General features: G+C 71.4%; 28 protein-coding genes and 1 pseudogene. 16 read left to right on the top strand and 13 right to left on the bottom strand.

The genetic code is table 11. The features are described from left to right. Nucleotide 1: 1 nt before the first annotated feature. The gene (locus tag ACZ7C5_RS37475; protein WP_401091418.1) at nucleotides 2–574 is read right to left on the bottom strand and encodes a Uma2 family endonuclease; all 573 of its coding nucleotides are present in this window, start codon (nucleotides 572–574) and stop codon (nucleotides 2–4) included. A 181-nt stretch (nucleotides 575–755) separates the two neighbouring features. Here ACZ7C5_RS37475 and hutU point away from each other — a divergent pair, with 181 nt between their 5' ends. Genes hutU through hutI form a run of 4 tightly spaced genes read left to right on the top strand, consistent with a single transcriptional unit; the run spans nucleotide 756 to nucleotide 6184 of the window. After that, on the top strand, nucleotides 756–2426 hold the full coding sequence (gene hutU / locus ACZ7C5_RS37470; RefSeq protein ID WP_401091420.1) for a urocanate hydratase: 1671 nt from the start codon (nucleotides 756–758) through the stop codon (nucleotides 2424–2426). 17 nt (nucleotides 2427–2443) lie between these two features. Then, nucleotides 2444–3625: an allantoate amidohydrolase gene (locus ACZ7C5_RS37465; protein ID WP_470324421.1), complete on the top strand. Its 1182-nt coding sequence runs from the start codon at nucleotides 2444–2446 to the stop codon at nucleotides 3623–3625. Then, the gene (locus ACZ7C5_RS37460) at nucleotides 3622–4974 is read left to right on the top strand and encodes a formimidoylglutamate deiminase (protein ID WP_470324420.1); all 1353 of its coding nucleotides are present in this window, start codon (nucleotides 3622–3624) and stop codon (nucleotides 4972–4974) included. The genes ACZ7C5_RS37465 and ACZ7C5_RS37460 overlap by 4 nt, the downstream gene beginning before the upstream one ends. Before the next feature lie 34 nt (nucleotides 4975–5008). Further along, nucleotides 5009–6184 carry an imidazolonepropionase gene (gene hutI, locus ACZ7C5_RS37455; protein ID WP_470324415.1) on the top strand — a complete coding sequence of 392 codons (1176 nt, stop codon included), beginning with the start codon at nucleotides 5009–5011 and terminating at the stop codon, nucleotides 6182–6184. A gap of 155 nt (nucleotides 6185–6339) precedes the next feature. Here the strand turns inward: hutI and ACZ7C5_RS37450 are convergent, their stop codons facing one another. Beyond that, complete coding sequence (locus ACZ7C5_RS37450; RefSeq protein WP_363588048.1) at nucleotides 6340–6507, bottom strand: hypothetical protein; 168 nt, start codon at nucleotides 6505–6507, stop codon at nucleotides 6340–6342. 49 nt (nucleotides 6508–6556) lie between these two features. Beyond that, nucleotides 6557–6745 carry a transposase gene (locus ACZ7C5_RS37445; protein WP_188295866.1) on the bottom strand — a complete coding sequence of 63 codons (189 nt, stop codon included), beginning with the start codon at nucleotides 6743–6745 and terminating at the stop codon, nucleotides 6557–6559. 254 nt (nucleotides 6746–6999) lie between these two features. On the opposite strand from ACZ7C5_RS37445, the gene ACZ7C5_RS37440 reads away from it, so the two are divergent. Next, nucleotides 7000–8220: a helix-turn-helix domain-containing protein gene (locus tag ACZ7C5_RS37440; protein WP_470324414.1), complete on the top strand. Its 1221-nt coding sequence runs from the start codon at nucleotides 7000–7002 to the stop codon at nucleotides 8218–8220. Between the two features lie 174 nt (nucleotides 8221–8394). Here ACZ7C5_RS37440 and ACZ7C5_RS37435 read toward each other — a convergent pair whose 3' ends face one another. Then, nucleotides 8395–8595 (bottom strand): DUF397 domain-containing protein, encoded by a 201-nt coding sequence (locus tag ACZ7C5_RS37435; RefSeq protein ID WP_470324413.1) that lies wholly within the window; start codon nucleotides 8593–8595, stop codon nucleotides 8395–8397. Next, nucleotides 8588–9451 carry a helix-turn-helix domain-containing protein gene (locus tag ACZ7C5_RS37430; RefSeq protein WP_470324412.1) on the bottom strand — a complete coding sequence of 288 codons (864 nt, stop codon included), beginning with the start codon at nucleotides 9449–9451 and terminating at the stop codon, nucleotides 8588–8590. Before ACZ7C5_RS37430 ends, ACZ7C5_RS37435 begins: the two co-directional genes overlap by 8 nt. Before the next feature lie 285 nt (nucleotides 9452–9736). Here ACZ7C5_RS37430 and ACZ7C5_RS37425 point away from each other — a divergent pair, with 285 nt between their 5' ends. From ACZ7C5_RS37425 to ACZ7C5_RS37410, 4 genes are all read left to right on the top strand, one after another. After that, nucleotides 9737–10102, top strand: a complete 366-nt coding sequence (locus ACZ7C5_RS37425) for an ATP-binding protein (protein ID WP_401091428.1) — start codon at nucleotides 9737–9739, stop codon at nucleotides 10100–10102. Further along, nucleotides 10099–10350 carry a hypothetical protein gene (locus ACZ7C5_RS37420; protein ID WP_401091430.1) on the top strand — a complete coding sequence of 84 codons (252 nt, stop codon included), beginning with the start codon at nucleotides 10099–10101 and terminating at the stop codon, nucleotides 10348–10350. Before ACZ7C5_RS37425 ends, ACZ7C5_RS37420 begins: the two co-directional genes overlap by 4 nt. Further along, a complete protein-coding gene (locus tag ACZ7C5_RS37415) occupies nucleotides 10347–10469 on the top strand; it encodes a hypothetical protein (RefSeq protein WP_470324411.1) in 123 nt (40 codons plus the stop codon). Before ACZ7C5_RS37420 ends, ACZ7C5_RS37415 begins: the two co-directional genes overlap by 4 nt. A 180-nt stretch (nucleotides 10470–10649) precedes the next feature. Then, a complete protein-coding gene (locus ACZ7C5_RS37410) occupies nucleotides 10650–11462 on the top strand; it encodes an alpha/beta hydrolase (RefSeq protein ID WP_470324410.1) in 813 nt (270 codons plus the stop codon). Here ACZ7C5_RS37410 and ACZ7C5_RS37405 read toward each other — a convergent pair. Then, entirely contained in the window at nucleotides 11390–12013 is a 624-nt protein-coding gene (locus ACZ7C5_RS37405) for a hypothetical protein (RefSeq protein WP_470324409.1), read from the bottom strand. The genes ACZ7C5_RS37410 and ACZ7C5_RS37405 overlap by 73 nt on opposite strands. Before the next feature lie 132 nt (nucleotides 12014–12145). Between ACZ7C5_RS37405 and ACZ7C5_RS37400 the strand changes: the two genes are divergently transcribed. Further along, nucleotides 12146–13012 carry an aKG-HExxH-type peptide beta-hydroxylase gene (locus ACZ7C5_RS37400; RefSeq protein WP_470324408.1) on the top strand — a complete coding sequence of 289 codons (867 nt, stop codon included), beginning with the start codon at nucleotides 12146–12148 and terminating at the stop codon, nucleotides 13010–13012. On the opposite strand, the gene ACZ7C5_RS37395 is transcribed toward ACZ7C5_RS37400, so the two are convergent. The 3 genes from ACZ7C5_RS37395 to ACZ7C5_RS37385 all read right to left on the bottom strand — a co-directional run bounded on the left by ACZ7C5_RS37395 (nucleotide 13009) and on the right by ACZ7C5_RS37385 (nucleotide 17596). Next, the gene (locus ACZ7C5_RS37395; RefSeq protein WP_401091444.1) at nucleotides 13009–13680 is read right to left on the bottom strand and encodes a pentapeptide repeat-containing protein; all 672 of its coding nucleotides are present in this window, start codon (nucleotides 13678–13680) and stop codon (nucleotides 13009–13011) included. The genes ACZ7C5_RS37400 and ACZ7C5_RS37395 overlap by 4 nt on opposite strands. A gap of 187 nt (nucleotides 13681–13867) precedes the next feature. Then, nucleotides 13868–15901 carry a prolyl oligopeptidase family serine peptidase gene (locus ACZ7C5_RS37390; RefSeq protein ID WP_470324407.1) on the bottom strand — a complete coding sequence of 678 codons (2034 nt, stop codon included), beginning with the start codon at nucleotides 15899–15901 and terminating at the stop codon, nucleotides 13868–13870. 171 nt (nucleotides 15902–16072) lie between these two features. Further along, complete coding sequence (locus ACZ7C5_RS37385; protein ID WP_470324406.1) at nucleotides 16073–17596, bottom strand: peptide MFS transporter; 1524 nt, start codon at nucleotides 17594–17596, stop codon at nucleotides 16073–16075. A gap of 330 nt (nucleotides 17597–17926) precedes the next feature. On the opposite strand from ACZ7C5_RS37385, the gene ACZ7C5_RS37380 reads away from it, so the two are divergent. Both ACZ7C5_RS37380 and ACZ7C5_RS37375 read left to right on the top strand, forming a co-directional pair. Further along, complete coding sequence (locus ACZ7C5_RS37380; RefSeq protein WP_030058577.1) at nucleotides 17927–18601, top strand: response regulator transcription factor; 675 nt, start codon at nucleotides 17927–17929, stop codon at nucleotides 18599–18601. Between the two features lie 55 nt (nucleotides 18602–18656). Further along, the gene (locus tag ACZ7C5_RS37375; RefSeq protein ID WP_401091450.1) at nucleotides 18657–19901 is read left to right on the top strand and encodes an ATP-binding protein; all 1245 of its coding nucleotides are present in this window, start codon (nucleotides 18657–18659) and stop codon (nucleotides 19899–19901) included. Between the two features lie 42 nt (nucleotides 19902–19943). Here the strand turns inward: ACZ7C5_RS37375 and ACZ7C5_RS37370 are convergent, their stop codons facing one another. Beyond that, nucleotides 19944–20459: a GtrA family protein gene (locus ACZ7C5_RS37370; RefSeq protein WP_401091452.1), complete on the bottom strand. Its 516-nt coding sequence runs from the start codon at nucleotides 20457–20459 to the stop codon at nucleotides 19944–19946. A 291-nt stretch (nucleotides 20460–20750) separates the two neighbouring features. Between ACZ7C5_RS37370 and ACZ7C5_RS37365 the strand changes: the two genes are divergently transcribed. The 3 genes from ACZ7C5_RS37365 to ACZ7C5_RS37355 are packed head-to-tail and all read left to right on the top strand — an operon-like array spanning nucleotide 20751 to nucleotide 23713. After that, complete coding sequence (locus tag ACZ7C5_RS37365) at nucleotides 20751–21944, top strand: 5-(carboxyamino)imidazole ribonucleotide synthase (RefSeq protein ID WP_470324419.1); 1194 nt, start codon at nucleotides 20751–20753, stop codon at nucleotides 21942–21944. Then, nucleotides 21941–22465 (top strand): 5-(carboxyamino)imidazole ribonucleotide mutase, encoded by a 525-nt coding sequence (gene purE / locus ACZ7C5_RS37360; protein ID WP_401091454.1) that lies wholly within the window; start codon nucleotides 21941–21943, stop codon nucleotides 22463–22465. Before ACZ7C5_RS37365 ends, purE begins: the two co-directional genes overlap by 4 nt. A 33-nt stretch (nucleotides 22466–22498) precedes the next feature. Continuing rightward, nucleotides 22499–23713 carry a dipeptidase gene (locus tag ACZ7C5_RS37355; RefSeq protein ID WP_401091455.1) on the top strand — a complete coding sequence of 405 codons (1215 nt, stop codon included), beginning with the start codon at nucleotides 22499–22501 and terminating at the stop codon, nucleotides 23711–23713. 7 nt (nucleotides 23714–23720) lie between these two features. Here the strand turns inward: ACZ7C5_RS37355 and ACZ7C5_RS37350 are convergent, their stop codons facing one another. The 3 genes from ACZ7C5_RS37350 to ACZ7C5_RS37340 form a co-directional block, all read right to left on the bottom strand. Next, a complete protein-coding gene (locus ACZ7C5_RS37350) occupies nucleotides 23721–24134 on the bottom strand; it encodes a CoA-binding protein (protein ID WP_470324405.1) in 414 nt (137 codons plus the stop codon). Nucleotides 24135–24174: 40 nt separating this feature from the next. After that, nucleotides 24175–24627 (bottom strand): hypothetical protein, encoded by a 453-nt coding sequence (locus tag ACZ7C5_RS37345; RefSeq protein ID WP_470324404.1) that lies wholly within the window; start codon nucleotides 24625–24627, stop codon nucleotides 24175–24177. 152 nt (nucleotides 24628–24779) lie between these two features. Then, complete coding sequence (locus tag ACZ7C5_RS37340) at nucleotides 24780–26117, bottom strand: UDP-glucose dehydrogenase family protein (protein WP_401091461.1); 1338 nt, start codon at nucleotides 26115–26117, stop codon at nucleotides 24780–24782. A 219-nt stretch (nucleotides 26118–26336) separates the two neighbouring features. Between ACZ7C5_RS37340 and ACZ7C5_RS37335 the strand changes: the two are divergent. Next, nucleotides 26337–26455, top strand: a pseudogene (locus ACZ7C5_RS37335) (acyl-CoA dehydrogenase); the annotation flags it as partial.

Raw genomic sequence — 26455 nt, 5'->3', positions numbered from 1 at the left:
TTCAGTTGCGGGGCGCGTACAGCGGAAGGCCGGAGGTGTCCAGCTCGGCGGGCAGCGGCGCGGGCAGCGGGACGGGCTCGCCGTACTTGCCGTGCAGGATGCCCTGGTACGCCCCCTTGCGAGGGTGGGTGTAGAACGTCCAGGTGCCGTTGCGCGGGTCGAGCGCGAGCAGGGCCACGGCGCCGGCGCTCGCGTACCAGTCCGTCTTGGTGGCGACGGCCTTCACTCCCTCCGAATTGGAGATCACCTCGACGACGAGGGCTGCCTCGTGGGGATCGGCGAGCCATCGGTCGTCGTTCTCCCAGTCGACGGGGAGGACGATCAGGTCGGGTGTGGCGTAGTCCTCGTCGTTGCCCGGCATGTAGATGGACGACACTTCGTAGGTGCCCAGGTCGGCCGGCAGGCGGGGGTCCAGCTGGATGCGCAGCCGTCGCACGGTCCCCGCGTGCTTGCCGCGGGGTGTCGGGGACATCACCAGGGTTCCTCCGATGATCTGGGCGCGAAGTCCCGTGCTCCGCTCGATCTCCTCCGCCACATCCCGGAGTCTGCCGGGCCGCACGGTGATGGCCGTCATCGTGTCCTCCGCTCCCTGGTGCTGGGCCGAGTGGCTGGTGTTCGCCGGGTTCAGGCTAGCGCGCCGAGTCGGCCGGTGCGGTGGCTGATCGGATTGGTCCGGGGTCTGGTCGAAACCTCTCTGTTTAGTTATATTCAGTCGAACAAAGCTTGAATGAATTCATCCGCAGGGAGGCCGGGACATGGTGCAGCAGCAGGCGAGCGGGCCGCGTGAGGTGCGCGCGGCGCGGGGGACGGGGCTCACGACGCAGGGGTGGCAGCAGGAGGCCGCGCTGCGGATGCTGATGAACAACCTCGATCCGGAGGTGGCCGAGCACCCGTCGAAGCTGGTGGTGTACGGCGGCACGGGCAAGGCCGCGCGGGACTGGCGCTCCTTCGACGCCATGGTGAGGACCCTCCAGGGGCTGAAGCAGGACGAGACCATGCTGGTCCAGTCCGGCCGCCCGGTCGGCGTGATGCAGACCCACGAGTGGGCGCCGCGGGTGCTGATCGCCAACTCCAACCTGGTCGGCGACTGGGCCAACTGGGAGGAGTTCCGCCGGCTGGAGAACCTCGGGCTCACCATGTACGGGCAGATGACCGCCGGCTCGTGGATCTACATCGGCACCCAGGGCATCCTCCAGGGCACCTACGAGACCTTCGCCGCCGTCGCCGGCAAGCGGTACGGCGGCACGCTGGAGGGCACCATCACCCTCACCGCCGGCCTCGGCGGGATGGGCGGCGCCCAGCCGCTGGCCGTCACCATGAACGGCGGCGTGGCGATCTGCATCGACTGCGACCCGTCCCGGATCTCCCGCCGGATCGAGCACCGCTACCTGGACGTCGAGGCCAAGGACCTCGGCCACGCCATGGAGCTCGCCACCGCGGCCCGCGACAAGCGGCAGCCGCTCTCCATCGGCGTGCTGGGCAACGCCGCCGAGCTGGTCCCGCAGCTGCTCGCGATGGACGCGCCGATCGACATCGTCACCGACCAGACCAGCGCCCACGACCCGCTCAGCTACCTCCCGGTCGGCGTGGCCTTCGAGGACATGGCGGACTACGCGGCCGCCGAGCCCGCCGAGTTCACCCGGCGGGCCCGCGAGTCGATGGCCGCGCACGTCGAGGCGATGGTCGGCTTCATGGACCGCGGCGCCGAGGTCTTCGACTACGGCAACTCGATCCGCGGCGAGGCCCAGCTGGCCGGCTACGACCGCGCCTTCGCCTTCCCCGGCTTCGTCCCGGCGTACATCCGCCCGCTGTTCTGCGAGGGCAAGGGCCCGTTCCGCTGGGCGGCGCTGTCCGGCGACCCGCGGGACATCCACAAGACCGACAAGGCCGTCCTCGACCTCTTCCCCGAGAACGAGTCGCTGGCCCGCTGGATCAAGCTGGCCCAGGAGAAGGTGCACTTCCAGGGCCTGCCGGCGCGGATCTGCTGGCTCGGCTACGGCGAGCGCGACAAGGCCGGCGAGCGCTTCAACGACATGGTCGCCTCCGGCGAGCTGTCCGCCCCGATCGTGATCGGCCGCGACCACCTGGACTGCGGCTCGGTCGCCTCCCCGTACCGGGAGACCGAGGCGATGCTGGACGGCTCGGACGCGATCGCCGACTGGCCGCTGCTCAACGCCATGGTCAACGTCGCCTCCGGCGCCTCCTGGGTCTCCATCCACCACGGCGGCGGCGTCGGCATCGGCCGCTCGATCCACGCCGGCCAGGTCACCGTCGCCGACGGCACCGAGCTGGCCGGGGAGAAGATCCGCCGGGTGCTCACCAACGACCCCGGCATGGGCGTCATCCGGCACGTGGACGCCGGGTACGACCGGGCCGTCGAGGTCGCGGACGAGCGCGGCGTCCGCGTCCCGATGGGTGAGCTGTGACGGCGTCCTTCGAGGAGATGTGGGCGGAGCTGCTCCCGGTGGGCCGCGCCGCCTCCTCCGGCGGCTACCGCCGCTTCGCCTGGAACTCCGCCGACGCCGAGTGCCGCGCCTGGTTCGAGCAGCAGGCCCGCGACCGCGGCCTGACGTACGAGCTGGACCGCAACGGCAACCAGTGGGCCTGGCTGGGCGACCGGAACGCGCCGGGGGCGGTGGTCACCGGCTCGCACCTGGACTCCGTCCCGGACGGCGGCGCCTTCGACGGCCCGCTCGGCGTGGTCTCCGCCTTCGCCGCGCTGGACGAACTGCGCGCCCGCGGCGCCGAGTTCGGCAAGCCCCTGGCGATCGTCAACTTCGGCGACGAGGAGGGCGCCCGGTTCGGCGTGGCCTGCATCGGCTCCCGGCTGACCGCCGGGGTGCTCTCCCCGGAGCAGGCGTACGGGCTGCGCGACGCCGACGGCGTCCGGCTGCCCGACGCGATGGAGAAGGCCGGCTACGACCCCACCGCGATCGGCGCGGACGAGGACCGGCTGGCCCGGATCGGCGCCTTCGTCGAGCTCCACGTCGAACAGGGCCGCTGCCTCGCCGAGGGGCAGCCGGTCGGCGTGGCCGGCGCGATCTGGCCGCACGGCCGCTGGCGGTTCGACTTCCACGGAGAGGCCAACCACGCCGGCACCACCCGGATCGAGGACCGCCGCGACCCGATGCTGACGTACGCCAACACCGTCCTCGCCGCCCGCAAGAAGGCGAGGCAGGCGGGCGCGCTGGCCACCTTCGGCAAGGTCGCGGTCGAGCCCAACGGCACCAACGCGATCGCCTCGCTGGTGCGCGGCTGGCTGGACTCCAGGGCGGCCGACGAGCGCACCCTCACGGTGCTGGTCGCCGAGATCGAGCAGGCCGCCGCCGAACGCGGCGACCGCGACGGCGTCCGGGTCGAGCTGACCCGCGAGTCCTACACCCCGGTGGTGGACTTCGACGGGCCGCTGCGCGACCGGCTGGCCAAGCTGCTGGACGCCCCGGTGCTGCCCACCGGCGCGGGACACGACGCCGGGATCCTGGCCTCCGCGATCCCGACCGCCATGCTGTTCGTGCGCAACCCCACCGGCGTCTCGCACTCCCCGGCCGAGCACGCCGAGCAGGACGACTGCCTGGCCGGGGTCGCCGCCCTCGCCGACGTACTGGAGGACCTGGCGTGCCACTGACCCCGACGACGTACTGGGCGCAGCACGCCTGGCTGCCGGGCGTGAACGGCCCGGCGGTCGAGCGCGAGGTGCTGATCACCACCGGCCCCGGCGGCACGATCGCCGCCGTCACCCCGGACAGCGGCCCCTGCCCGCCCGGCGCCGTCCGGCTCGACGGGCTGCTGCTGCCCGGCCAGGCGAACGCCCACTCGCACGCCTTCCACCGGGCGCTGCGCGGGTACGTCCAGGTCGGCTCCGGCACCTTCTGGACCTGGCGGGACACCATGTACCGGTTCGCCGGCGCGCTGGACCCGGACAGCTACCTGGAGCTCGCCACCGCCGTCTACGCCGAGATGGCGCTGGCCGGCATCACCGCCGTCGGCGAGTTCCACTACCTGCACCACGCGCCCGGCGGCGCTCGCTACACCGACCCGAACGCGATGGGCGAGGCGCTGATCGAGGCCGCCGCCCGGGCCGGCATCCGGATCACCCTGCTGGACACCTGCTACCTGTCCTCCGGGTTCGGCGCCGAGCCGACCAGGCCGCAGCAGCGGTTCAGCGACGGTGACGCCGAGGCCTGGGCGGTGCGGGCGGACGCGCTCAAGCCGCGCGAACACGCCCGGATCGGCGCGGCCGTCCACTCGGTCCGGGCCGTCCCGGCCGAGCAGCTGTCCACCGTCGCGCAGTGGGCGGCGGCGCGCAGGGCGCCGCTGCACGTCCACCTGTCCGAGCAGGCCGCCGAGAACGACGCCTGCCTCGCCGCGCACGGCGTCACCCCGACCCGGCTGCTCGCCGACCACGGCGTGCTCGGCCCGCGCACCTCGGCCGTGCACGCCACCCACCTGACCGACGAGGACGTCACGCTCCTCACCGACTCCTCCACCACGGTCTGCATGTGCCCCACCACCGAGCGGGACCTCGCGGACGGCATCGGCCCGGCCCGCCGGCTCGCCTCGGCGGGTTCCCCGGTCACCCTGGGCAGCGACAGCCACGCGGTGATCGACCCGTTCGAGGAGGCCCGCGCGCTGGAGCTGGACGAGCGGCTGCGCACCAGGACCCGTGGCCACTGGACGGCGAACGCGCTGCTGCGGGCCGGCTCCGAGGACGGTCACGCCTCGCTGGGCTGGCCGGAGGCCGGCCGGATCGAGGCCGGGGCGCTCGCCGACTTCACGGTGATCGCGCTGGACTCCGTCCGCACGGCGGGCCCGCCGCCCCGGCTGGGTGCCGAGATCGCGGTCTTCGCGGCCTCGGCGGCGGACGTGCGCCACCTGGTGGTCGGCGGCCGGCACGTGGTCCGCGACGGCGTGCACCTGCTGGTGGCCGACGTGCCGGGTGCGCTGCGCTCCGCGATCGGCGCGCTGGACTGCTGACCTGTTCCCTGAAACCCCTTCGGAAGGCCTTGTCTTGAGCTCCAGGACCACCTTGATCACGGGCATCGGCAGCCTGGTCACCAACGACTTCGGACAGGGCAACGGGCCGCTCGGCCTGCTGACCGACGCGGCCGTGGTGGTCGACGGCGGCACCGTCGCCTGGGTCGGCCCGGCCGCGCAGGCCCCGGCGGCGGACGAGCGCTTCGACGCCGGGGGCCGGGCCCTGCTGCCCGGCTTCGTCGACTCGCACGCCCACCTGGTGTTCGCGGGCGACCGCACCGCCGAGTTCAACGCCCGGATGTCCGGGCAGTCGTACACGGCGGGCGGCATCAGGACCACGGTGGCGGCCACCCGGGCGGCGAGCGACGCCGAACTGGACGCCAACCTGGCCCGGTTCGTCCGGGAGGCGCTGCGGCAGGGGACCACCACCATCGAGTGCAAGTCCGGCTACGGGCTGACGGTGGAGGACGAGGCGCGCGCCCTGCGGATCGCCGCCGAGCACACCCCGGAGACGACGTACCTGGGCGCGCACGTGGTGGCGCCCGAGTACGCCGAGGACCCGGCGGGGTATGTGGATCTCGTCACCGGCGAGATGCTCGACGCCTGTGCCCCGCACGCCCGTTGGGTGGACGTGTTCTGCGAGAAGGGCGCCTTCGACGGCGACCAGGCCCGGGCGGTGCTGACGGCGGGCATCGCGCGCGGCCTCACCCCCCGGGTGCACGCCAACCAGCTCACGTACGGGCCGGGCGTGCAGCTGGCGGTGGAGCTGGGGGCCGCCTCGGCGGACCACTGCACCCACCTGACGGACGAGGACGTGGCGGCGCTGGCGGGTTCGGCGACGGTCGCGACGCTGCTGCCGGGGGCGGAGTTCTCCACCAGGGCCGCGTACCCGAGCGGGCGCCGGCTGCTGGACGCGGGAGCGGTGGTCGCGCTGTCGACGGACTGCAACCCGGGCTCCAGCTTCACGAGTTCGATGGCGTTCTGCATCGCGGTCGCGGTGCGGGAGATGGGGATGACCCCGGACGAGGCGGTCTGGGCCGCGACGGCGGGCGGCGCCCAGGCGCTGCGGCGCAGCGACGTCGGCGTGGTCGCCCCCGGCGCCCGGGCGGACCTGCTGCTGCTGGACGCCCCCTCGCACGTCCACCTGGCCTACCGCCCGGGTGTCCCCCTGACGGCCGCGGTCTGGCGCGCGGGGGTTCGGGAGGTCTGAGCCGCCGGGTGGTTCGCGTCGCCCCGTCGAGCGGTGCTCGACGGGGCGACGCGCTCAGGCGCTGGTGATTCGGGGGGGCGGACATCGAGAGTGGCTCGCTCCCTGCGCACAGGGAGCGAGCCACTTCGGTGTGCCTGTGCCTGTGCCTGGGCCTGTCAGCCGAAGCGCAGGACCTGGGTGCTGCCACCGGCCAAGACACGTTCGTAGTCGCACTCACCGTTGAGCGAGCGGTAGTTGATGACCGGATCGCCGGCTCGTACGAGGGTGGTCGCGCATCCGAGGCACCAGGGCTGTGGCGGGTGTACGTCGAGATCCTCGATCACTGCGGGAGCAGAGCACTGCGTGCAGTCCGCCATCGGATCCTCCCCGGGGTCAGGCCCAGGTGGAGCCGCACGCGGTGCAGCCCCATCGGCCGTCCATGGTCTGGTAGGTGGCGCTCGATCCGCAGACCGGGCAGGCGCGGGCACTCGGCTCGTCGGCCCGCTCCAGCAGCGTACTGGGCGTCGGGGCAGTGGTGGGCTCAGTCTCGGTGACGGGCTTGTCGAGCAGGGCGCTGCTCATGACGTCTCCCTCAGGATGGAGTGGCAGAAGTGCGCCGGCCGGGCACCACCCAGGAAACCCGGCTGCGGGTCCGGACACGGATGCCGGCGGGGGCTCCCGCACGCCGTGTGCGTGCCCCGCACACCTCGTGCACGCCCTGCCTGGCGGCGCTGGCCTGTCGATACGGTGGACACTCCGCGCAGTCGAAGGGCAATGCCATGTCACGGCAACGTCAGCTTGGGGCGGTCATCAGGGCCGCTCGGTGTGCGCGGCGGATGACACAGACCCAGCTGGGCCGGGCGTGCGGCTACTCCGCATCCGCGATCAGCCGGGTCGAGGCGGGCGCGCTCCGGCCGGCCGAGCAGGCGCTTCTGCGGATTGCCCAGGCGTTGGACCTGCCTCTTGACGCCATTGGGCTGGGCCGACCGGCTACGCTGGCGCGGGATGTGACCCCGGATCAGGAGGACGCCATGCTCCGCAGGCAGCTGCTCGTGGCCGGCATGGCGGCAGCTGGAGTGTCCGCGCTTCCATCCGCCTCGGCTGCTGCCGCGCGCCCGGACGCGTCGGCCCGGATCGTTGGGGCCCTGTACGAATCCGAACCGTCCGCACCCATGTCGTTGCAGCAGCTCAAGGCGTCGCTGATCTCGGCGCGCGCACATTTCACGGCGGCGCGCTACCAGAACCTCGGCGACTTCCTGCCCGGTTTGCTGGGCTCGGCGCACGCGACCCGTGAGGCCTTGTCCGGCCGGTCCCGTGAGGAGGCCCATGCTTGTGTGGCCCGCGCCTGGGTGCTGGCGACGGAGCTCGCGCTGAAGGCTCACTCCGATGTCGCGTGGCCGGCAGCGGACCGGGCTTTGGCGGCGGCCCAGGCCAGCGGGGACCCGGTGGTGCACGGAGAGGCGGCTCGGGTTCTGGCGATCACGATGCGGCGTTCCGGACGCCCGGCCGCCGCTGTCGATCTCCTGCGTCGCACCGCAGACTCGCTCTCGCGGGGCCAAGGCGACGTGTCCGGGGCCGTGGCGGCGACCCTGCTGATGACGGCCGCCTACACGGCTGCATGCGGACAGCGCCGAGGTGCCGCCCTCGACCTCATGGCAGGTGCCGAGGACGCCGTCGACCGTCTGACCAGCGCCAGGTTCCTGCCTGGCTCCCCGCTGTTCACGGTCGACGCCACCAGTGCGCAGGTGGACCTGTACTGGATCGGTGTACACACGGCACTGGGCACCCCCGACGAGGGCGTGCCGTATGCGGCGCGGATCGGGCCAGGCCGGCTGCCGACCGCTGAGCGTCGGGCTCGGTATGGCACGGACTGTGCGCGCATGTGGCACCGCCTCGGCGCCCATCGCAAGACGTTCACGTTGCTGCGGTTCACCGAGCAGGTTGCCCCGGAGGAGGTGCGCCGGCCTGCTCTGCGGGCGCTCACAGCGGACCTGCTGTACGCGCCGGTCACGGTGCCCGGCGTGCGGGAGCTCGCGGCGCGCACAGGCGTCGCATAGGGATGACGGCCCTTGCGAGGTGGATGCTGGTGGCGAAATCGATCAGCGGCGTCCGGCGGCAACGGTCAAGAGTGCATCCTCTGGCCGCAGGTGGAATCCAGCTCTGCCGACTTGGCCGCATTCTCCCTGCCGGCGGCCTCTTGCGGGGAGCAAGAGGCCGCCGGAACGATTCGCTCAGGGGGTGGTGGTGAGGTGGTCGAACTCGCCGGCCTTGGCGCCCTGGAGGAAGGTGGCGAACTTGAGGTGCGCGGTGCGGACGATGACGTCGCCCTCATCGGACTCGCGGAGTTCGATCAGCCCTCCACGTGCGCGCACCTCGACGCAGTTGCTGGCTGCTTCGCTGAAGCTGGATTTTTGCCACTCAGAGCTATTCATACCTGTCGTTCAGTTCCTTCATGATCGAGCGGATGTAATCTCGCGACTCGCTCTCCGGGAGCGCGACGGCTTCGATGCGCTCAAAGATTGCGCGATAGCCCGTCAGCTGGGCGGGCGAGTCGAAGATGTGGGAGCCGTGGGACGAGTCGGCCTGGACCGTATCCAGCTCTGGCACTGGCCCTTCCGCGTAGACCAGGTTCTCGCTGGGGCCAGGGAAGTCGGCCGTATCGAACGGTACGACTCGCAGCGAGACTTTCGGTAGTTCGGAGTCTTCGACGAGGGAGCCAAGCTGTTCCCTGAGTACTGCGGGGCCGCCGTACTGAATTCGCAGCGCTGCCTCGTGGACCAGTGCCACGTACGACGTTTCACCGGACCGAATATTTTGTTGCCTCCGGAGGCGGAACCCCACTCTGCGATCGACCTCGCGGCCGGGGAGGGGAGTGAAACCTCTCGCGAACACGGCGGCGGCATAGGGGGCCGTCTGAAGCAGCCCCGGGATGAAGCCGATGTTGAAGCTCTTGAGCCTCTTCGCATGTCCCTCCATTTCCGCCACATCGATGGGGGCGGCTGTGAGGGCGTTGCGATACTCATCCCACCAGGCCCGATCTCGCTCTCTGGCCATCCCAGCGAGCGCGTCGACCAAGGGTGCGTTGGCGCACATGCAAGCCTCCGCGATTTCATGCAGGCGCTCCACGCTGACGGCGGACTTCCCGTTCTCCATCTGCGTCACCAGAGCTGGAGTCACACCGAGCAGGCGGGCGAGGTGACTGCTTGTGAAGCCGGCCTGCTCTCGCATCCTCCGCAGTTCGGCGCCGAGTCGACGCTGGCGAAGGGTCGGGTTCTGGCGGTTGGCCATGGCGTCCTCTCTGCTGGTGCAGGCGCCAGTCTGCCGTGCCGCGAGCAGGGGTGGCCATCTGGGGGGACCACTCCATCGGGGGAACCCTTCGCACATCGCGCTTAATCTTAAGCTCTGATGCGCTATCGTCGTGCTCAGCTCGATCCGACGAATCGTCAGTAATGCCTGCATCCATGGCAGTAGGCGCCTGCTGCCCGCGTACCGAAGAGCAACCGCCGCCCCGGTCTGGCTCACGGCGACGACCGTCACCACCCCTCCCCACACCACAGCCTCACGGAGGTTCCCGTGTGCACCCGTAACACCCCCTCGCTCACCCTCTCCCGCCAGGCCCTGCGGGACGCCATGACCCGCAGCGGCGGCTGGGACGGCGACAGCATCTTCAACGCCGAACTCGCCCTGATGGAGCTCGTCGTCAACGCCTGGCGGCACGGCGACACCCCCGCGCCCGTCGTCTGGTTCTCCGTCCTCGGCCGCACCCTCCGGGTCACCGTCTCCGACGAGAGCGACGCCCTTCCCCGGCAGCGAACCCCCGCCGATTCCGCCGAGTCCGGCCGGGGCCTCCAGCTCGTCGCCGGGCTCACCCACCGCTGGGGCGTCGACCCGCAGAAGCGCGGCAAATCCATCTGGTACGAGCTGGACTCCCTCGCGTGACCCGCGACCCCATCCTTCCGGAGGACCCCCGGATGCGCGACTACACCAAGCCCCACCTCATGGACCTCCTGGGCGAGTTGCACCGGCGCGGCCTGCCGCACGGGCTCCTCTGGGGATCCGCCTCGCCCGGCGAAACGACCCTCGACGGCCGCATCCTGATCGACTTCGGGAATGCGCCGGTGAGCACCCTGCTCAACCTCCTCCACCTGCTCCGCGACCTGGACGACGACGAGGAGTGGCACCGGTGAAGCTCTTCATCGGCGCGGTCCTCCTCGCCCTCCTCGCCCTCGCGATCGCCACCGTGGCCCTCGGCGCCGTCGCGACCCTCCGGATGGCCCCTCCCCAGGGGTACGACGAGCAGCACTGAAACACGCGAAGACCCTCGCCCACCCAGGGCGAGGGCCTCGCGGGTGGCCGAACACCCAACGTCCCCGTCGGCGTCGGCGCCAACTGGGAGGCCCCCGCACGTTGATGCGGCGGCCCGTCAACGGTGACGAGTCGCGCCGTACGGATCCGCGACCGCACGGCCGGTGGCTACTATCAGTGCATGGTGGATCACGAGATGGCATTCCGATCCCTCGACGGCACCGCGCTCTACGGGACGATCGGCATCCCGGCAGCGCGCATTGGGGCACTCGCAGTCCTGGTCCACGGCTCGGGCGTCACCCGTGAAGAAGGCGGATTCTTCACCCGCCTCGCTGCCCGGCTCGCCGAGGCCGGCATCGCCAGCCTGCGCTTCGATCTTCGCGCGCACGGGGAGAGCGCGGGCCGCGAAGCGGACCTCACCATCGCGTCCGTCGCCAACGACATCCGTGCTGCGGGCGACCATCTGCGAGCACACACAGGCGCCGCCGGGGCCGTCCATGTCATCGCGGCTTCCTTCTCCGGCGGCGCGGCGGCCCTGCATGCCGCCCACCGGCCCGACGACGTCAACCGCCTGGTCCTCCTGAACCCCCGCCTGGACTACCGCGAGCGCTATGTCACCAGTCGCCCCGGCTGGAGTGACGACTACCTGTCCCCTGCCGCCGCGATGCTCCTCGACCGCCAGGGCTACACCGAGAAGTCGCCGTTCCAGCTGAATCGCGCGCTGCTGAACGAAGTCTTCTACCTCGACACCCCCGCGGTGCTCGCAGCCGTCCACGCCCCCGTGCTGATGGTCCACGGCACCAAGGACACGTTCGTCCCGATCGAGTCCACGTACCGCCATCGGCCGATGTTCGGCGGTCCGACGGAACTCCTCGAACTCGACGGGGCGCAGCACGGGTTCGCGGTCCATGACGACCCTGGCTATCTCGACCCCCAGTCGCAGGCATGGCAGCAACAGGTGATCGACCGGGTGCGGGAGTTCCTGGCTTCCTGACTAGCGGTGATAGCCAGGATCCACTCCTGGAAGTCCCGGACCGCCGGTCGCCGGGACCAGCGACGCAGCGTATCGGCGGTGCGGCTCAGCTCGGCGAGGGCCTGGCCGAAGCGAGCGCCGGCGGCGAGACCAAGGGCCTGGAGAGCGACGGTGGCAGCTTCATCAGGTTCACCGGCCTCGGCGAGGGCGCCGGCCAGTTGGGCGGTGAAGAACGCGCGGTCGCGTGGGGCGAAGGTGCCGTCGGACAGGTGCTGTCGGAAGAGCGTGACGGCGCGCCCGGGTTGGCGGGCTTCGCGATAACAGATCGCGCTTTGCACCATGAGCCGCTCGGCGGTGTAGCTCTCGCCGAGCGGTCCGGTGCAGGTGGGTGATGCCTGGGCTGGTTCGGCCTGGTCGAGGGCGGCGTGCGCGAGGTCGAGGACGCGGGCGACCTGGCCGCTGTTGGCGCCGGCCAAGGCGAGGGCCCTGGCTTCCTGCTGGTACGCCTCCGCGCGGGGCCGGGGTGGGAGCGTCCAGGGGCCGTTGGTGGCGGCGCGGGCGAGGTCGAGCATCCGGGCAGCGTCGGAGCGGTCGGTGGCCTGAGCCTGTCTGAGTAGGACGTATGAAGTAGTCGCGCGCCCGGCCCCACCTCAATTGGGGCCGGGCGCGCAGTTCCAAGCATCCCAGCGAAGGAGCGAGCGTCCATGCGATTCCTCAACATCCACCACGCCCGTGAGACGATCGGCGGACTCGTGAGCGCGGTCAACGAGCAGCCGCCGCCGACCGTCGAGGCCCTCCCGGCCGCGTACCGGAGCGTTGTCTCCGCCCTCCGCCCCCTGCCGGTCGAGGGCGAGGGCATCACGCTGTCCTTCAACGACAGCGAGTGGGGCAGCTACCTGATCGAGAGCAGGACCTTCGAGAACATCTTCGAGGGCCTGGCGAGTACCCCGGCCGACCTGAGGGAGCGGTGGAAGCGCGACTTCTCCGTCGCGCTCCTGCACACCAGGGACCTCGTCCCCGACCTCGGGGCGCTTGTGGACCTGGTGGTCACCGACGTCGTGATGTTCAGCTCGACCAACAAGGGCGGCGGCACCGGTTCGACGCTTCCGGGCCTGGTCAGCATGAGCCCCGGCGACGAGTGGCGGCCCCACGACTACGCCGAGTCCCTGGTGCACGAGACCGTGCACCTGAACGTCTTCCTGGCGGACATGGTGTACCGCCTCTACACCCGGCCGGCCAAGGAGCTGGAGGCCGACGAGCACCGGGTCGTCTCTGCGGTGAAGTTCGGGCAGATGCGCCCGCTCGACAAGGCGTTCCACAGTGCGGTGGTGGCCCCGCCCCTCATGCTCATGCAGCACCTGAGGGGCGAGACGGAGTTGGTGGACAAGTTCCGTCACTCGATCCGCGAGTGCACGGACGGTCTGCTCGGCAAGCTGGACCTGTTCACGCCGTACGGCCAGGGGATGGTGCGCGAACTCGCGGCCTTCGCTGAGACGATCGACTTCGACCTTGTCGTCCGGTCGATCTCGGGCCAGGAGTTCGCGCACTACGAGCTGCCTGTCGCCGCTTAGGGCTCGAACAGGATGCCGGCCTCCCTGGCGAGGCTCAGGGCCAGCTCCATGGATCCTGGGCCTCGCACAGTGGCGCCCTTGAGGTGCGAGGCGCCTCCGACGTCAACCAGCGTGCAGTTGTCGAAGCTGACACCGGGCTGAACGGCGACGTTGGCGAACTGGGCTCCGGTGAGGTCGCACTTCTCGAATCGAACATCGCGGAGTTCGGCAAACTGAAAATCAGCCTGGGAGAGATTGCACTCCCTGAAGATCACCATTTTGAACTTCGCGTAGCGGAACAGCGTGCTGTCTGTCCGAGTGCCCTCGAAGAGGACGTCACGGAAGCTGCCGTTGCTCCAGGACGACCCGGTGAGCCGGCACCCGGTCACCGTGCTTCGGAGGATGGACACGTCCTGTGTCCGTACCGTCGCAAAGTCGCAGGTCGTGAAGGCGATGTGAGCGAGCACCGACCGGACCAGGTGCGTTCCGGTGAACCTGACGTTCTCGAAGGCGCATTGCTCGACTTCGACCGCTTCGCCCGAGCGGCCGACGAGGCTCAGCCCGCTGTATTGCCTGCCTTTGATGGTGGCGTCGTCCTCGAAGTCATGGTCGGGCAACTCCGCAGGTCGCAAAGCCACCTGAAAGCGCGGGGTCAGGGGATTCTTCTGGCGAGGCGTGGCCTGAGTCATGACGGGCACCTCACAGTAGCCGCTGGAATGGAGGAAAAGAACGCTAGCATTCGACTGCCATATCCGGAAAGGCAGTTGAAATACATGGGCTGCGGAATCCGATAGCTATTCAGGCTGCCGAAAACTTCAGGATCCCTGCCTTGGTGGTGGAGCGGGGAGGGGCGGGCGTCCGGTGGCGCGACGCCGATCACTCCACGCCCAACGACCGCCGCAGGAAGTGCAGTTCGTGCCACAGAAGGTTCTCCACCGTCGCCTCGTCGGTGGGCCGGTGGCCGGTGGCGCGTAGCGGGAGGACCTCGTGTGGGCGGCCGGCGGCGAGCAGCGCGGCGGAGAGCCGCAGGGTGTGGGCGGGGTGGACGTTGTCGTCGGCGAGGCCCTGGATCAGCAGCAGCGGGCGGCGCAGCTTCGGCGCCTCGGCGATCAGCGAGCCGCCGTCGTAGTGCTCGGGGTGCTCGTCGGGGTGGCCGAGGAAGCGTTCCTGCCAGTGGGTGTCGTAGAGCCGCCAGTCGCTGGGGGCGGCCCCGGCGGAGGCGGCGTGGAAGACGTCCGGGCGCCTCAGCACGGCGAGGGCGGCGAGGTAGCCGCCGTAGGACCAGCCGCGGATGCCGACCCGGCCGAGGTCGAGCAGCCCGGGCCGCAGCCGGGAGGCCTCCCGCAGGCCGTCCGCCTGGTCCGCGAGCGGGAGCGTCGCCTTGTCGCCGTACACGGCCTTCTCCCAGCGCGGCCCGCGCCCCGGGGTGCCGCGGCCGTCCACCACGAGCACCGCGAAGCCCTGGTCGGCGAACCACTGCGAGACCTGGTCCCACCAGAGGCCGCCGGTGGTGACCTTCTGCGTCGCGGGCCCGCCGTACGGGTCGAGCAGGACGGGCAGCGGGCCGTCCCCGGGGCGGTGGCCCGCGGGCAGGAAGAGCGCGGCGCGCAGGTCGTGCGGGCCGAGCCGGAGCAGTTCGGGCGCGGCGGTGCGGTCCTGCGGTTCGGCGCGGGAGGCGAGCGGGAGCGCCGGGCGGCCCTCGCGCAGGACGGTGGAGCGGCCGCCGGGGTGGCCCGAGGCCCGGGTGGTGAGTACCAGGGTGGCGCCGCGCCGCACACCGGTGTGCAGGCCGGGGCCGCTGCTCAGCCGCCGTGGGCCGGTGCCGGGCCGGTAGGTCCAGAGGTGGGTCTCGGTGGGTTCGTCGGAGGCGGTGAACAGCACCTGCTCGCCCTCCGTGCCGAGCACCGCGCGCAGCTGGAGCCCGGGCGGGGTGACGGGTTCGCCGTCGACGGTGAGGTGCCGGGTGCCGTCGAGGTCGGCGGTGTCCACCAGGGCGCCGCCCGCGGTGCGCGCGGGCAGGCCGGGGAGCAGCTCGATCCAGTGGGCGTCCCGCCGCTCGGCGAGCACCCGGGTGGCGCCGTCCGGTCCGATCGCCAGGGTGCGGACGGTGCGCTGGTCGCGGCTCTGCACAGCGGCGTACGGGCCGTGGCCGTCCCAGCCGGCGGCGGTGAGGTACTCGAAGGCGGCGCGGTCCCAGCGGACCTCCGTGCGAGTGCGGCGACCGTCGAGGCCGAGCAGCCAGAGCGAGACCTCGGCGTTGGCGGTGCCGGCGAGCGGGTAGCGGACGGCGCGCGGCGGGCGGTGCGGGTCGGCGGGGTCGGCCAGGTGGAGCCGGGCGAGCGGGCGGTCGTCGACCCGGGCGACCAGCAGCGCGGTGCCGTCGGGGGACCACCAGTGGCCGCGGTCGCGGTACATCTCCTCGGAGGCGACGTACTCGGCGAGCCCGTAGGCGACGTCCTCGGCCTCGGGTTCGGCGAGCGGGCGGTCGCCGGTGCCGTCGGTGCCGACCACGCGCAGGGCGCCGCCGCTGACGTAGGCGATCCGGCGGCCGGCCGGGTCGAGCCGCGGGTCCTGCGGCGGGCCGGGGACGGCGATCCGGCGGACGGTGCCGGCGGCGGTGCCGGCCAGCCACAGGGCGCCGTCCAGCGCGAAGGCGGCGAGCGAGCCGGCGGCGTCGGTGCTGTACGCGGCGATGCCCTCGGCGGAGCCCAGGGCGGCCGGGTCGGCGATCAGCCGCTCCGCGCCGGTGGCGGTGTCCAGGGCCCAGAGGCAGGTGAGCGGGTCGGTGCCGCCCCGGCCGCGCAGGAAGAGCACGGTGGTGCCGTCCGGCGAGGGTTCCGGCCGGACCGGGACGCCCAGGGTGAAGCGGTGGCTGCGGGCCAGCCGGCGGGGTAAGGAGTCGGTCGTCATGCCGGGCACCATAGGCACGGCCGGCGCGTGGCTGTCGAGCGGAATGCCGCCGCGGCGGAGGGCGCGGTGCCGGCGCGGGCGGGAAAACGACCGGCTGGGAAAACGACCGGGGCCGCCGTGGATCTCAGGAATCCACGGCGGCCCCGGAGTCGTGAGCCGGAGACCGGTGCGTCAGTGCACGTCGCCCATGAGGGCCTGGACCTTCTTGCGGTAGGTGAAGATGGCGAACCCGGCGAGGGCCGCGAGCGACGCCTGCATCGCGATGATCCCGGTGCCGTTGAGGCTGACGCCGGCCAGCGAGAGCAGGCTGGTGGTGCAGTCGCCGGCGGTGACGGCGAGGAACCAGACGCCCATCATCTGGGAGGCGTACTTGCGCGGCGCCATCTTGGTGGTGACCGAGAGGCCGACCGGGGAGAGGCACAGCTCGCCGATGGTCTGGATCAGGTAGATCGAGACGAGCCACAGCGGGGAGACCAGGGTGCCGTTGTCCGCCATGGTCATCGGGATGATGAAGACGAAGAACGAGAAACCGACCAGGACCAGGCCGATCGAGAACTTCACGATGGTGTTCGGCTCCTTGTCCCGGCGGGACAGCCAGAGCCACAGCCAGGCGAAGACCGGCGCGAACGCCATCACGAACAGCGGGTTCAGCGACTGGTACCAGGTGGCCGAGAAGCCGAAGCCGAACAGGTTGTCGGCGGTCTTCTTGTCCGCGAACAGGGAGAGCGTCGATCCGCCCTGGTCGTAGATCATCCAGAAGATCGCGGCCGCGGCGAAGAACCAGATGTACGCGGACATCTTGGACTGCTCGTCCGAGGTCAGGTCCTTGTCGCGCTTGATCCTGGTCAGCACGGTGACCGGGATCAGCAGACCGGCGACGGTCAGCGGGACGAGGACCCAGTTCAGCGTGTAGAGGCCCAGGCCGACGACGGCGCCGTAGAAGACGGCGACGCCGAGCAGGGTCAGGCCGGCCTTCGCCAGCAGGCGCTTGCGCTCCTCGGGGACCAGCGGGTTGGGGACCTCGCTGCTCACCGGGTTCAGGTGGCGGCTGCCGAGCAGGAACTGGGTCAGACCGACGGCCATGCCGACCGCGGCCAGGCCGAAGCCCAGGTGCCAGTTGTACTCCTTGCCGATCGTCCCGATGACGAACGGGGCGACGAAGGCACCGAGGTTGATGCTCATGTAGAAGACGGTGAAGCCACCGTCGCGGCGCGGGTCCTCGGGGCCGTTGTAGAGCTGGCCGACCATCGTGGAGATGTTGGCCTTCAGCAGCCCGGAGCCGAGCGCGACCAGGAGCAGGCCGAAGAAGAACGCCGCCTGGCCGGGGACGGCCAGCGCGATGTGGCCGGACATGATCACGAACCCGGCGATGGCGACGGTCTTGCGGGCGCCCCAGACCCGGTCGCCGAACCAGCCGCCCGGGTAGGCCATGAGGTAGACCATCGAGACGTAGACGGAGTAGATCGCCGTCGCCGTCGTCGCCTTCATGGCGAGGCCACCGCCCTGGCTGCCGATGGCGGCGTCGGCGCCTCCGGAGACCAGGTAGTAGATGAGCAGGGCGCGCATGCCGTAGTAGGAGAAGCGCTCCCACATCTCGGTCATGAACAGGGTGGCGAGCCCCCGGGGGTGCCCGAGGAAGGTCTTGCCGCTGGGATTGGCCGACGGGACGTCGGTGTCCAGGGTCTTAGACGCCATGAGTAGTGGTTCCTTGCCTGACAGCGTCCGCCCGGGGGGTGTGGCGGCGGACGTGGACGAAACCACTCTACGTGGCGACATTTGGCTGTATCAGATGACAAAAGCCTTGAATCAGGTAGGGGAATGGCAAAGTTGGCCGCAGATCCGCCCGATCTATCGATGGTAGATGGGCGTGTCTTCCTTCGGTTTCAAGATCCAAATGGCAATTCTTCACTGAACGGCCGGTCTGTCGTGCGCCGTTGAGTCCAGTCGAAGCCGTATATAACGATCACGCTCTGTGAACTACCTCACAGGGCATCCGGGCATACCCCGGCGGACTACCATCACCCCATGACCTGTGTGCTGCTCGCCGAGGACGATCCGGCCATCTCAGAACCGCTCGCCCGGGCCCTGCGACGCGAGGGCTACGAGGTGCTCGTCCGCGAGGACGGTCCGACCGCCCTCGCCGCCGGCCTCACCGAGGAGGTCGACCTCGTCGTCCTGGACCTCGGCCTGCCCGAGATGGACGGCCTGGAGGTCTGCCGCCGGCTGCGGGCCGACGGCAAGAGCTGCCCCGTCCTGGTGCTCACCGCCCGCGCCGACGAGGTGGACACCGTGGTCGGCCTGGACGCAGGCGCCGACGACTACGTCACCAAGCCCTTCCGCCTGGCCGAACTGCTCGCCCGCGTCCGGGCCCTGCTCCGGCGCGGCAACGTCGACCAGCTCACCACCGGCGCGCACGGGGTGAAGATCGACATCGAGTCGCACCGCGCCTGGCTCGGCGACGAGGAGCTGACCCTCTCCGCCAAGGAGTTCGAGCTGCTGCGCGTCCTGGTCAGGGACGCCGGCCGGGTGGTCACCCGCGAGGAGATCATGCGGCAGGTCTGGGACACCACCTGGTGGACCTCCACCAAGACCCTGGACATGCACATCTCGTGGCTCCGCAAGAAGCTCGGGGACGACGCGGCGAACCCGCGCTACATCGCCACCGTGCGCGGCGTGGGCTTCAGGTTCGAGAAGAACTAGCCCCTGACGGACATCGGGCCCTCGGCCCGCGGCGGCTGAGCACCCCGGGAGCGGCGTGAAACGCAGGATGATCAACTCGCTGCTGGGCGTGGTCCTGGTGGTGGTCGTGGTGTTCTGCGTGCCGCTCGCCCTGGTCGAGAAGCGGACCATCGTCAACTCCGCCCAGGACCGGGTGGACGCGGCCGCCGTCCGGGTGCTCGCCCTGGTCGAGAGCCGGCTCGCCGCCGGGGAGCCGGTCACCGGGCGGGCCTTCGAGAGCCAGATCACCGAGGGCAGCTACGTCGAGGTGCAGGTGCCCGGCCAGCCGGTGGTGTCGGCGGGCGAACGCCCGCCGGGAAGCCACCTGCTGAAGGCCGTCGAGCGCGGCAACAGCGGCGAGACCGTCACCGTCGAGCAGTCCCGCGAGGACGTCGACCACGAGATCGCCAACAACCTGCTGCTGCTCGGCGTGGTCGCCCTGCTGGCCGTCCAGGCCGCCGTGGCGCTCGCCGTCTGGCAGTCCAAGCGGCTCGCCCGGCCGCTCACCGACCTCGCCGAGACCGCCGAGCGGCTCGGCTCCGGGGACCCCCGCCCGCGCGACCGCCGCTACGGGGTGCCCGAGCTCGACCGGGTCGCCGAGGTGCTGGACACCAGCGCCGAGCGGATCGCCCGGATGCTCACCGCCGAGCGCCGGCTCGCCGCCGACGCCTCGCACCAGCTGCGCACCCCGCTCACCGCGCTCTCCATGCGGCTGGAGGAGATCACCGCCCTCGCCGAGGATCCGCAGACGGTCCGGGAGGAGGCGACCATCGCCCTCCAGCAGGTCGAGCGGCTCACCGACGTGGTCCAGCGGCTGCTCACCACCCAGCGCGACCCGCGCAGCCCCACCGCCGTCGCCTTCGACCTGGACGAGGTGATCAAGCAGCAGGTGGAGGAGTGGGGCCCGACGCTGCGCGAGCAGGAGCGAGTGCTGTCCCTGGAGGGGCTGCGCGGGGTCACCGCGGTCGGTACCCCGGGGACGGTGGCCCAGGTGCTGGCCACCCTGATCGAGAACTCGCTGATGCACGGCGCCGGGACGATCACCCTGCGGGTCCGGCCGTCCGGCACCTCGGCGGTGGTCGAGGTCCAGGACGAGGGCGCCGGGGTGCCCGCCGACCTCGGCAACCGGGTGTTCGAGAGGGCGGTCAGCGGGCGCAACTCCACGGGCATCGGCCTCGCCGTCGCCCGTGACCTCGCGGAGGCGGACGGCGGGCGGCTCGAACTGCTGTCGCTGAAGCCGGCGGTGTTCGCGCTGTTCCTCGGGCGCAGCCACGAGGACTGAGCGGGTCCGTGCGCCCGGCAGGCCCACCCGGCCTATTCGGCCCTACTCGGCCTTGGCGAAGCGGATCCGCTCGGTGGCCAGCATCAGCTCGGCCTGGGCGGCCAGCTCCCGGCCGTCGGCGGTGTCGACGGCCTGCTCGGTCTCCGGCAGCGCCTTGAAGACCCACGTCCGGTAGGAGAAGAACCGGAAGGTCGTGCCGGCGATCAGACCGATCACGTTCTTGGCGATCAGCTGGCTGGTGGCCGAGTGGTAGCCGAGCACGTGCACCGAGAAGGCGTTGATGCCGTTCTCGATCAGCATGCCGATGCCGCTGAAGATCAGGAAGAGGGTGATCTCGCGCTTGCGGGAGGCCGCGTCCCGGTCGCGGTAGAGCCAGTAGCGGTAGCCGAGGTAGTTGGTGCCGATCGCGACGCTGGTGGCGATGTAGCCCGAGAAGGAGTTGACCGGACCGGTCGCCTTGAGGCAGACCCAGAAGACGCCGGCGTTGACGATCACGCCGGTCACGCCGACGATGGCGAACTTCACCACCTCACCCCTGAGCCCACGCAGTTTCTGCATGAGCGTGGGTTCCGAAGCTGCGGTCGTCGCCATACCGGGTGGCCTCCATGTGCCTGCGGGGAAAAGGGTGTCCCACTGGGCCGGAGCCACCCCTTGAGCCCTGCGTGCACGCACATGATCCGACCGCGCGGACGAGGACCTAGCCGTTCAGGCTACCCGCTTCCACCGAACGGCTCAGCCGTCCGGGGTGGGGGTTGACATCTACGCGCGTCCGCTCCGGTGGGCCCACCGGCGGCTCCACCGCCTCCGACCGGCCCGGATATCCTGGGCCGCGTGACTTCCCCGGGCAATGTGAATTTTCCAGTGGTGGGCATGATCGGTGGCGGGCAGCTGGCCCGCATGGCACACCAGGCGGGCATCCCGCTCGGGGTCAGGTTCAAACTCCTCGCCGACACGCCCCAGGACTCCGCCGCACAGGTGGTGTCCGACGTCGTCCTCGGCGACTACCGCGACCTCGACACGCTGCGCGCCTTCGCCGCCGGCTGTGACGTGATCACCTTCGACCACGAGCACGTCCCCACCGAGCACCTGCGGGCCCTGGAGGCCGACGGCATCGCCGTCCGTCCCGGCCCGGACGCGCTGGTCAACGCCCAGGACAAGGGCGTGATGCGGGCCAGGCTCGACTCCATCGGCGTCCCCTGCCCCCGGCACCGGATCGTCACCGACCCGGCCGACGTCACCGCCTTCGCGAACGAGCTCAAGAGGGACCGGGGCGAAGCCCCGTCGGCCGAGGGCGGGGGCGGGCGACGGGCGGGAGGCTACCCGGTCGTCCTGAAGACCGTGCGCGGCGGCTACGACGGCAAGGGCGTCTGGGTCGTCGAGGACGAGGAGCAGGCGCGGGCCCCGTTCCTGGCCGGCGTCGCCGTGCTGGCCGAGGAGAAGGTCGACTTCGTCCGCGAGCTGGCCGCCAACGTGGTCCGCTCGCCCAGCGGCCAGGCCGTCGCCTACCCGGTCGTGGAGAGCGTCCAGGAGAACGGCGTCTGCGCCGAGGTCACCGCCCCCGCGCCGGACCTCGACCCGGCCCTGTCCGACGAGGCCCAGCAGCTCGCCCTGCGGATCGCCGGGGACCTCGGCATCGTCGGCCACCTCGCCGTCGAGCTGTTCCAGACCAGGGACGGCCGCATCCTGGTCAACGAGCTGGCCATGCGCCCGCACAACTCCGGGCACTGGACCCAGGACGGCGCGGTCACCTCGCAGTTCGAGAACCACCTGCGGGCCGTCCTCGACCTCCCGCTCGGCGACCCCCGGCCCCGCGCCAGGTGGACCGTCATGGTCAACGTCCTCGGCGGCGACTACCCGGACATGTACCACCCCTTCCTGCACTGCATGGCCCGCGACCCCGGGCTGAAGATCCACATGTACGGGAAGGACGTGAAGCCCGGCCGCAAGGTCGGCCACGTCAACGTCTTCGGGGACGACCTCGAAGACGTCCGCGAGCGCGCCCGCCACGCGGCCGCCTACCTGCGAGGAACGATCACCGAATGACCTCTCCGCTCATTGGCATCGTGATGGGATCGGACTCCGACTGGCCGGTCATGGAGGCCGCCGCCCAGGCGCTCGACGAGTTCGGGATCCCCTACGAGGTGGACGTCGTCTCCGCCCACCGGATGCCCCGCGAGATGGTCGCGTACGGCGAGCAGGCGCACCGGCGCGGCCTGAAGGCGATCATCGCGGGCGCCGGCGGCGCGGCCCACCTGCCGGGCATGCTCGCCTCGGTCACCCCGCTGCCGGTCATCGGCGTGCCGGTGCCGCTGCGCTACCTGGACGGCATGGACAGCCTGCTGTCGATCGTCCAGATGCCGGCCGGCGTGCCGGTGGCGACCGTCTCGGTGGCCGGCGCGCGCAACGCCGGCCTGCTCGCGGTGCGGATGCTCGCCGCCTTCGACCCCGAACTCACCGAGAAGATGACCGACTTCCAGGCCGAGCTGAACAACCAGGCCACCGAGAAGGGCAAGAAGCTCCGCGCCAAGGTGGCCGGTTCCTCCTCCTTCGGCTTCGGCAAGTAATCCCACCGGCGGGCGTGGGGTAGAACAGCCCGTATGACTTCTCGGACGGACTCCCTCACCCTCCTGGACCGCGCCCGCGCCCTGCTGCGCACCGCCCCCGTGGTGGACGGCCACAACGACCTCCCGTGGGCGATGCGCGAGCAGGCCGGGTACGACCTCGGCGTGCTCGACCTCGCCGCCGACCAGAGCGACCGCCTGCACACCGACCTCGCCCGCCTCGCGGAGGGCGGGGTCGGCGCGCAGTTCTGGTCCGTCTACGTCCCGTCCTCGCCGGACGGCGACCACGCGGTGAGCGCCACCCTGGAGCAGATCGACTTCGTCCACGCCCTGGTCGATCGCTACCCCGACCGGATGCGGCTCGCCCGTACCGCCGCGGACATGGAGGCCGCCCGCGCCGAGGGCCGGATAGCGTCCCTGATGGGCGCCGAGGGCGGCCACTCCATCGACTGCTCGCTCGCCACCCTGCGCGCCCTGTACGAGCTGGGCGTGCGGTACCTGACGCTCACCCACAACGACAACGTGCCGTGGGCCGACTCCGCGACCGACAAGCCGGCGGCCGGCGGGCTGACCCGGTTCGGCGAGGAGGTCGTCCGGGAGATGAACCGGCTCGGCATGCTGGTCGACCTCTCGCACGTCTCCGCCGACACCATGCGCGACGCCCTGCGGGTCACCGAGGCGCCCGTCGTCTTCTCGCACTCCTCCGCGCGCGCGGTCTGCGACCACCCGCGCAACATCCCCGACGACGTGCTCGCCCAGCTGCCCGCCAACGGCGGGATGGCGATGGCCACCTTCGTGCCCAAGTTCATCCTGCCCGCCGCCATCGAGTGGACCAGGGCGGCCGACGAGAACATGCGCGCCCACGGCTTCCACCCGCTGGACACCACCCCGCCTGCCATGGAGCGCCAGCGCGCCTTCGAGGCCGGGCACCCGCGCCCGACCGCCACCACGGCCACCGTCGCCGATCACCTCGACCACATGCGCGAGGTCGCCGGCGTCGACCACATCGGCATCGGCGGCGACTTCGACGGCACCGCCTTCCTGCCGGACGGCCTCGACTCGGTGGCCGGCTACCCCAACCTGGTCGCCGAACTCCTCGGCCGCCACTGGTCGGAGGCCGACCTGGCGAAGCTCACCTGGCACAACGCCGTCCGCGTCCTGCGCGACGCCGAGTCGGTGGCCGCCGGGCTGCGGACGACCCGCCGCCCGTCCATCGCCACCATCGCGCGGCTGGACGGCGCGGACTCCTAGGGCTGCCCTAGCCGAGCCGGGGGATCTCGATGGCCGGGCACCTGTCCATCACCATGGCCAGGCCCGCCTCCCGGGTCCGCCCGTAGGCGGCCTCGTCGATGACGCCGAGCTGGAACCAGACCGCCTTCGCCCCGGCCCGCACCGCCTGGTCGGCCACCTCCCCGGCCAGCGTGCTGTTCACGAACACGTCCACCACGTCCACCTGGAACGGGACCTCGGCGAGCGAGGAGTAGCCCCGCTCGCCGAGGACCGTCTCGGCCTTCGGGTGCACGGGCACGATCCGCTTGCCGTACTGCTGGAGCACCCGGGCCACCCCGTACGCGGCCCGGGCGGTGTTGTCGGACAGCCCCACCACCGCCCAGGTGTCGCCCGTGCCGGTGAGGATCCCGCGGATGGTCGCGTCGTCGCCGTAGCTCGTCATGCCGGTACCAACGATGTCCGGGGGCAGCGGATTCCTGGGGTCAGAGGTCGGTGGCGTTGAGCTTGACCAGGGCCGTCGTGTCGTTCTCGTACGAGACTTCCAGTTCGACGAGCATGGCCTTCCCCCGGGGCCGGTTCTCGTTGGTCTCGTCGCGGTTCCTGAGGCTCATGCGGGACGCGCCCTCGTCGACCAGCCGGACGCGCGGGAAGGCGGCGGTCAGCCGGGCGGCCAGGTCGGCCCTGGGCATCCGGAACTCGGCCTCGTAGCCCTGCTCCTGCCAGCCACCGGTGTCCGTGCAGCGGGCTCCGGTGGCCTCTGCGGGCATCGACCCGCCCGCGAAGTCCACGACCTTCGAGCAGTCGGCCCTGACGGGCTGGCCGGAGGTCAGGTCGTCGACGGCGGCCAGGAGGCGGCTCGCGAAGAAGGCGAGAAGGAGGAGGACGACTGCCGGGCACGCGATGGCCGGCCCGATGAACAACCTGCGCCTGTGCATGAAGGACCCCCGGTCTCCAGAGTGCCGCGGACGGCGGAGACCCCGATCCTCGCACGAGGATTGAACATGTTCAAATGCCAGTGCCCGGGAAAACGGAAGCGCCCGCCCCCGGGGTCGGGGGCGGGCGCTTCGGGGGAGCGCGGGCGGTCGCGTCAGCTCGGGCGGCCGAGGGCGCGGTAGGTCCAGCCGGCGGCGCGCCAGGCGTCGGCGTCCAGGACGTTGCGGCCGTCGAGCAGGCGGCGTTCGGCGACGACGGCGCCGAGCTCGGCCGGATCCAGCTCGCGGAACTCGGACCACTCGGTGAGGTGGAGGACGACGTGGGCGCCCTCGGCGGCCTCCAGGGCGGAGCGGGCGTAGGCGAGGGAGGGGAACATCTTGCGGGCGTTGTCCACGGCCTTCGGGTCGTAGACGGTGACCTGGGCTCCCTGGAGCTGGATCTGGGCGGCCACGTTGAGGGCGGGGGAGTCCCGGATGTCGTCCGAGTCGGGCTTGAAGGCGGCGCCGAGCACGGCGACCCGGCGGCCCAGGAAGCCGCCGCCGCACTGCTCGCGGGCCAGCTCGACCATCCGGGAGCGGCGGCGCATGTTGATCGAGTCGACCTCGCGCAGGAAGGTCAGCGCCTGGTCGGCGCCGAGCTCGCCGGCCCTGGCCATGAACGCGCGGATGTCCTTGGGCAGGCAGCCGCCGCCGAAGCCGAGGCCGGAGTTGAGGAACTTGCCGCCGATCCGATCGTCGTAGGCGAGCGCCCTGCTGAGCTGGGTGACGTCCGCGCCGGCCGCCTCGCAGACCTCCGCCATCGCGTTGATGAAGGAGATCTTGGTGGCCAGGAAGGAGTTGGCGGCGGCCTTGACCAGTTCGGCGGTCGCGTAGTCGGTGACCATGAACGGCACCCCGGCGGCGATCGGCTCCGCGTACACCTCGCGCAGCACCCGCTCGGCCCGCTCGCTCTGCGCGCCGACCACGATCCGGTCCGGCCGCAGGGTGTCCTGCACGGCGAAGCCCTCGCGCAGGAACTCCGGGTTCCAGGCGAGTTCGGCGGCCTCGCCGACCGGCGCCAGCGCGGCCAGCCGCTCGGCCAGCCGGGCCGCCGAGCCGACCGGGACGGTGGACTTGCCGACCACCAGGGCGGGGCGGGTCAGGTGCGGTGCGAGCTCGTCGATCGCGGTGTCGACGTACGACATGTCGGCGGCGAACTCGCCCTTGCGCTGCGGGGTGTTGACGCAGACGAAGTGCACGTCGCCGAACTCGGCCGCCTCCTGGGCGGAGGTGGTGAAGCGCAGCCGCCCGGTCGAACCCTCGTGCCCGGCCACGTGCTTGAGCAGCAGGTCGGACAACCCCGGCTCGTACATCGGGACGCGGCCCGCGGTCAGCATGGCGATCTTGTCGGGATCGATGTCCAGGCCCAGCACCTCGAAGCCGAACTCGGCCATCGCGGCGGCATGCGTGGCGCCGAGGTAGCCGGTGCCGATCACGGAGATGCGGAGGGTCACGGGTTCTCCTTGGATGCGGACGCGACCAGTACGGATGCCCCTGATGCTATCCGCCCGGCGAGGACGCGCCGGGATCACCTGCACGCCCGGACGCTAGGCAGCCGCAGGTCGGCGCCCCTAGGATCTCTACTGAACGGTAGTTAACCGCGGATTCGACTCGGACCGGACGTCGATCGGACGCCGGTCGGACGTCGGCCACTGGACGACGAGGCAGGCATCATGGCGGGCAGCGCAGGGGCGGCTGACTTCGATCTCTTCCGTATCTCCGAGGAGCACGGGATGCTCCGTGAGGCGGTGCGTTCGCTGGCCGAGGCGAAGATCGCTCCGTTCGCGGCGGA

It is taken from the genome of Kitasatospora sp. NPDC036993, from assembly GCF_055607525.1.
Note: the sequence above shows the minus strand (reverse complement) of the source record. Positions and strands in the feature narration are given on the sequence as shown.

Coding starts and splice junctions, on each gene's coding strand:
- ACZ7C5_RS37475 (WP_401091418.1), bottom strand. CDS start 574: ATGACGGCCATCACCGTGCGGCCCGGCAGACTCCGGGATGTGGCGGAG.
- hutU (WP_401091420.1), top strand. CDS start 756: ATGGTGCAGCAGCAGGCGAGCGGGCCGCGTGAGGTGCGCGCGGCGCGG.
- ACZ7C5_RS37465 (WP_470324421.1), top strand. CDS start 2,444: ATGTGGGCGGAGCTGCTCCCGGTGGGCCGCGCCGCCTCCTCCGGCGGC.
- ACZ7C5_RS37445 (WP_188295866.1), bottom strand. CDS start 6,745: ATGAGCAGCGCCCTGCTCGACAAGCCCGTCACCGAGACTGAGCCCACC.
- ACZ7C5_RS37440 (WP_470324414.1), top strand. CDS start 7,000: ATGACACAGACCCAGCTGGGCCGGGCGTGCGGCTACTCCGCATCCGCG.
- ACZ7C5_RS37435 (WP_470324413.1), bottom strand. CDS start 8,595: ATGAATAGCTCTGAGTGGCAAAAATCCAGCTTCAGCGAAGCAGCCAGC.
- ACZ7C5_RS37430 (WP_470324412.1), bottom strand. CDS start 9,451: ATGGCCAACCGCCAGAACCCGACCCTTCGCCAGCGTCGACTCGGCGCC.
- ACZ7C5_RS37410 (WP_470324410.1), top strand. CDS start 10,650: ATGGTGGATCACGAGATGGCATTCCGATCCCTCGACGGCACCGCGCTC.
- ACZ7C5_RS37405 (WP_470324409.1), bottom strand. CDS start 12,013: ATGCTCGACCTCGCCCGCGCCGCCACCAACGGCCCCTGGACGCTCCCA.
- ACZ7C5_RS37400 (WP_470324408.1), top strand. CDS start 12,146: ATGCGATTCCTCAACATCCACCACGCCCGTGAGACGATCGGCGGACTC.
- ACZ7C5_RS37395 (WP_401091444.1), bottom strand. CDS start 13,680: ATGACTCAGGCCACGCCTCGCCAGAAGAATCCCCTGACCCCGCGCTTT.
- ACZ7C5_RS37390 (WP_470324407.1), bottom strand. CDS start 15,901: ATGACGACCGACTCCTTACCCCGCCGGCTGGCCCGCAGCCACCGCTTC.
- ACZ7C5_RS37385 (WP_470324406.1), bottom strand. CDS start 17,596: ATGGCGTCTAAGACCCTGGACACCGACGTCCCGTCGGCCAATCCCAGC.
- ACZ7C5_RS37380 (WP_030058577.1), top strand. CDS start 17,927: ATGACCTGTGTGCTGCTCGCCGAGGACGATCCGGCCATCTCAGAACCG.
- ACZ7C5_RS37370 (WP_401091452.1), bottom strand. CDS start 20,459: ATGCAGAAACTGCGTGGGCTCAGGGGTGAGGTGGTGAAGTTCGCCATC.
- purE (WP_401091454.1), top strand. CDS start 21,941: ATGACCTCTCCGCTCATTGGCATCGTGATGGGATCGGACTCCGACTGG.
- ACZ7C5_RS37355 (WP_401091455.1), top strand. CDS start 22,499: ATGACTTCTCGGACGGACTCCCTCACCCTCCTGGACCGCGCCCGCGCC.
- ACZ7C5_RS37350 (WP_470324405.1), bottom strand. CDS start 24,134: ATGACGAGCTACGGCGACGACGCGACCATCCGCGGGATCCTCACCGGC.
- ACZ7C5_RS37345 (WP_470324404.1), bottom strand. CDS start 24,627: ATGCACAGGCGCAGGTTGTTCATCGGGCCGGCCATCGCGTGCCCGGCA.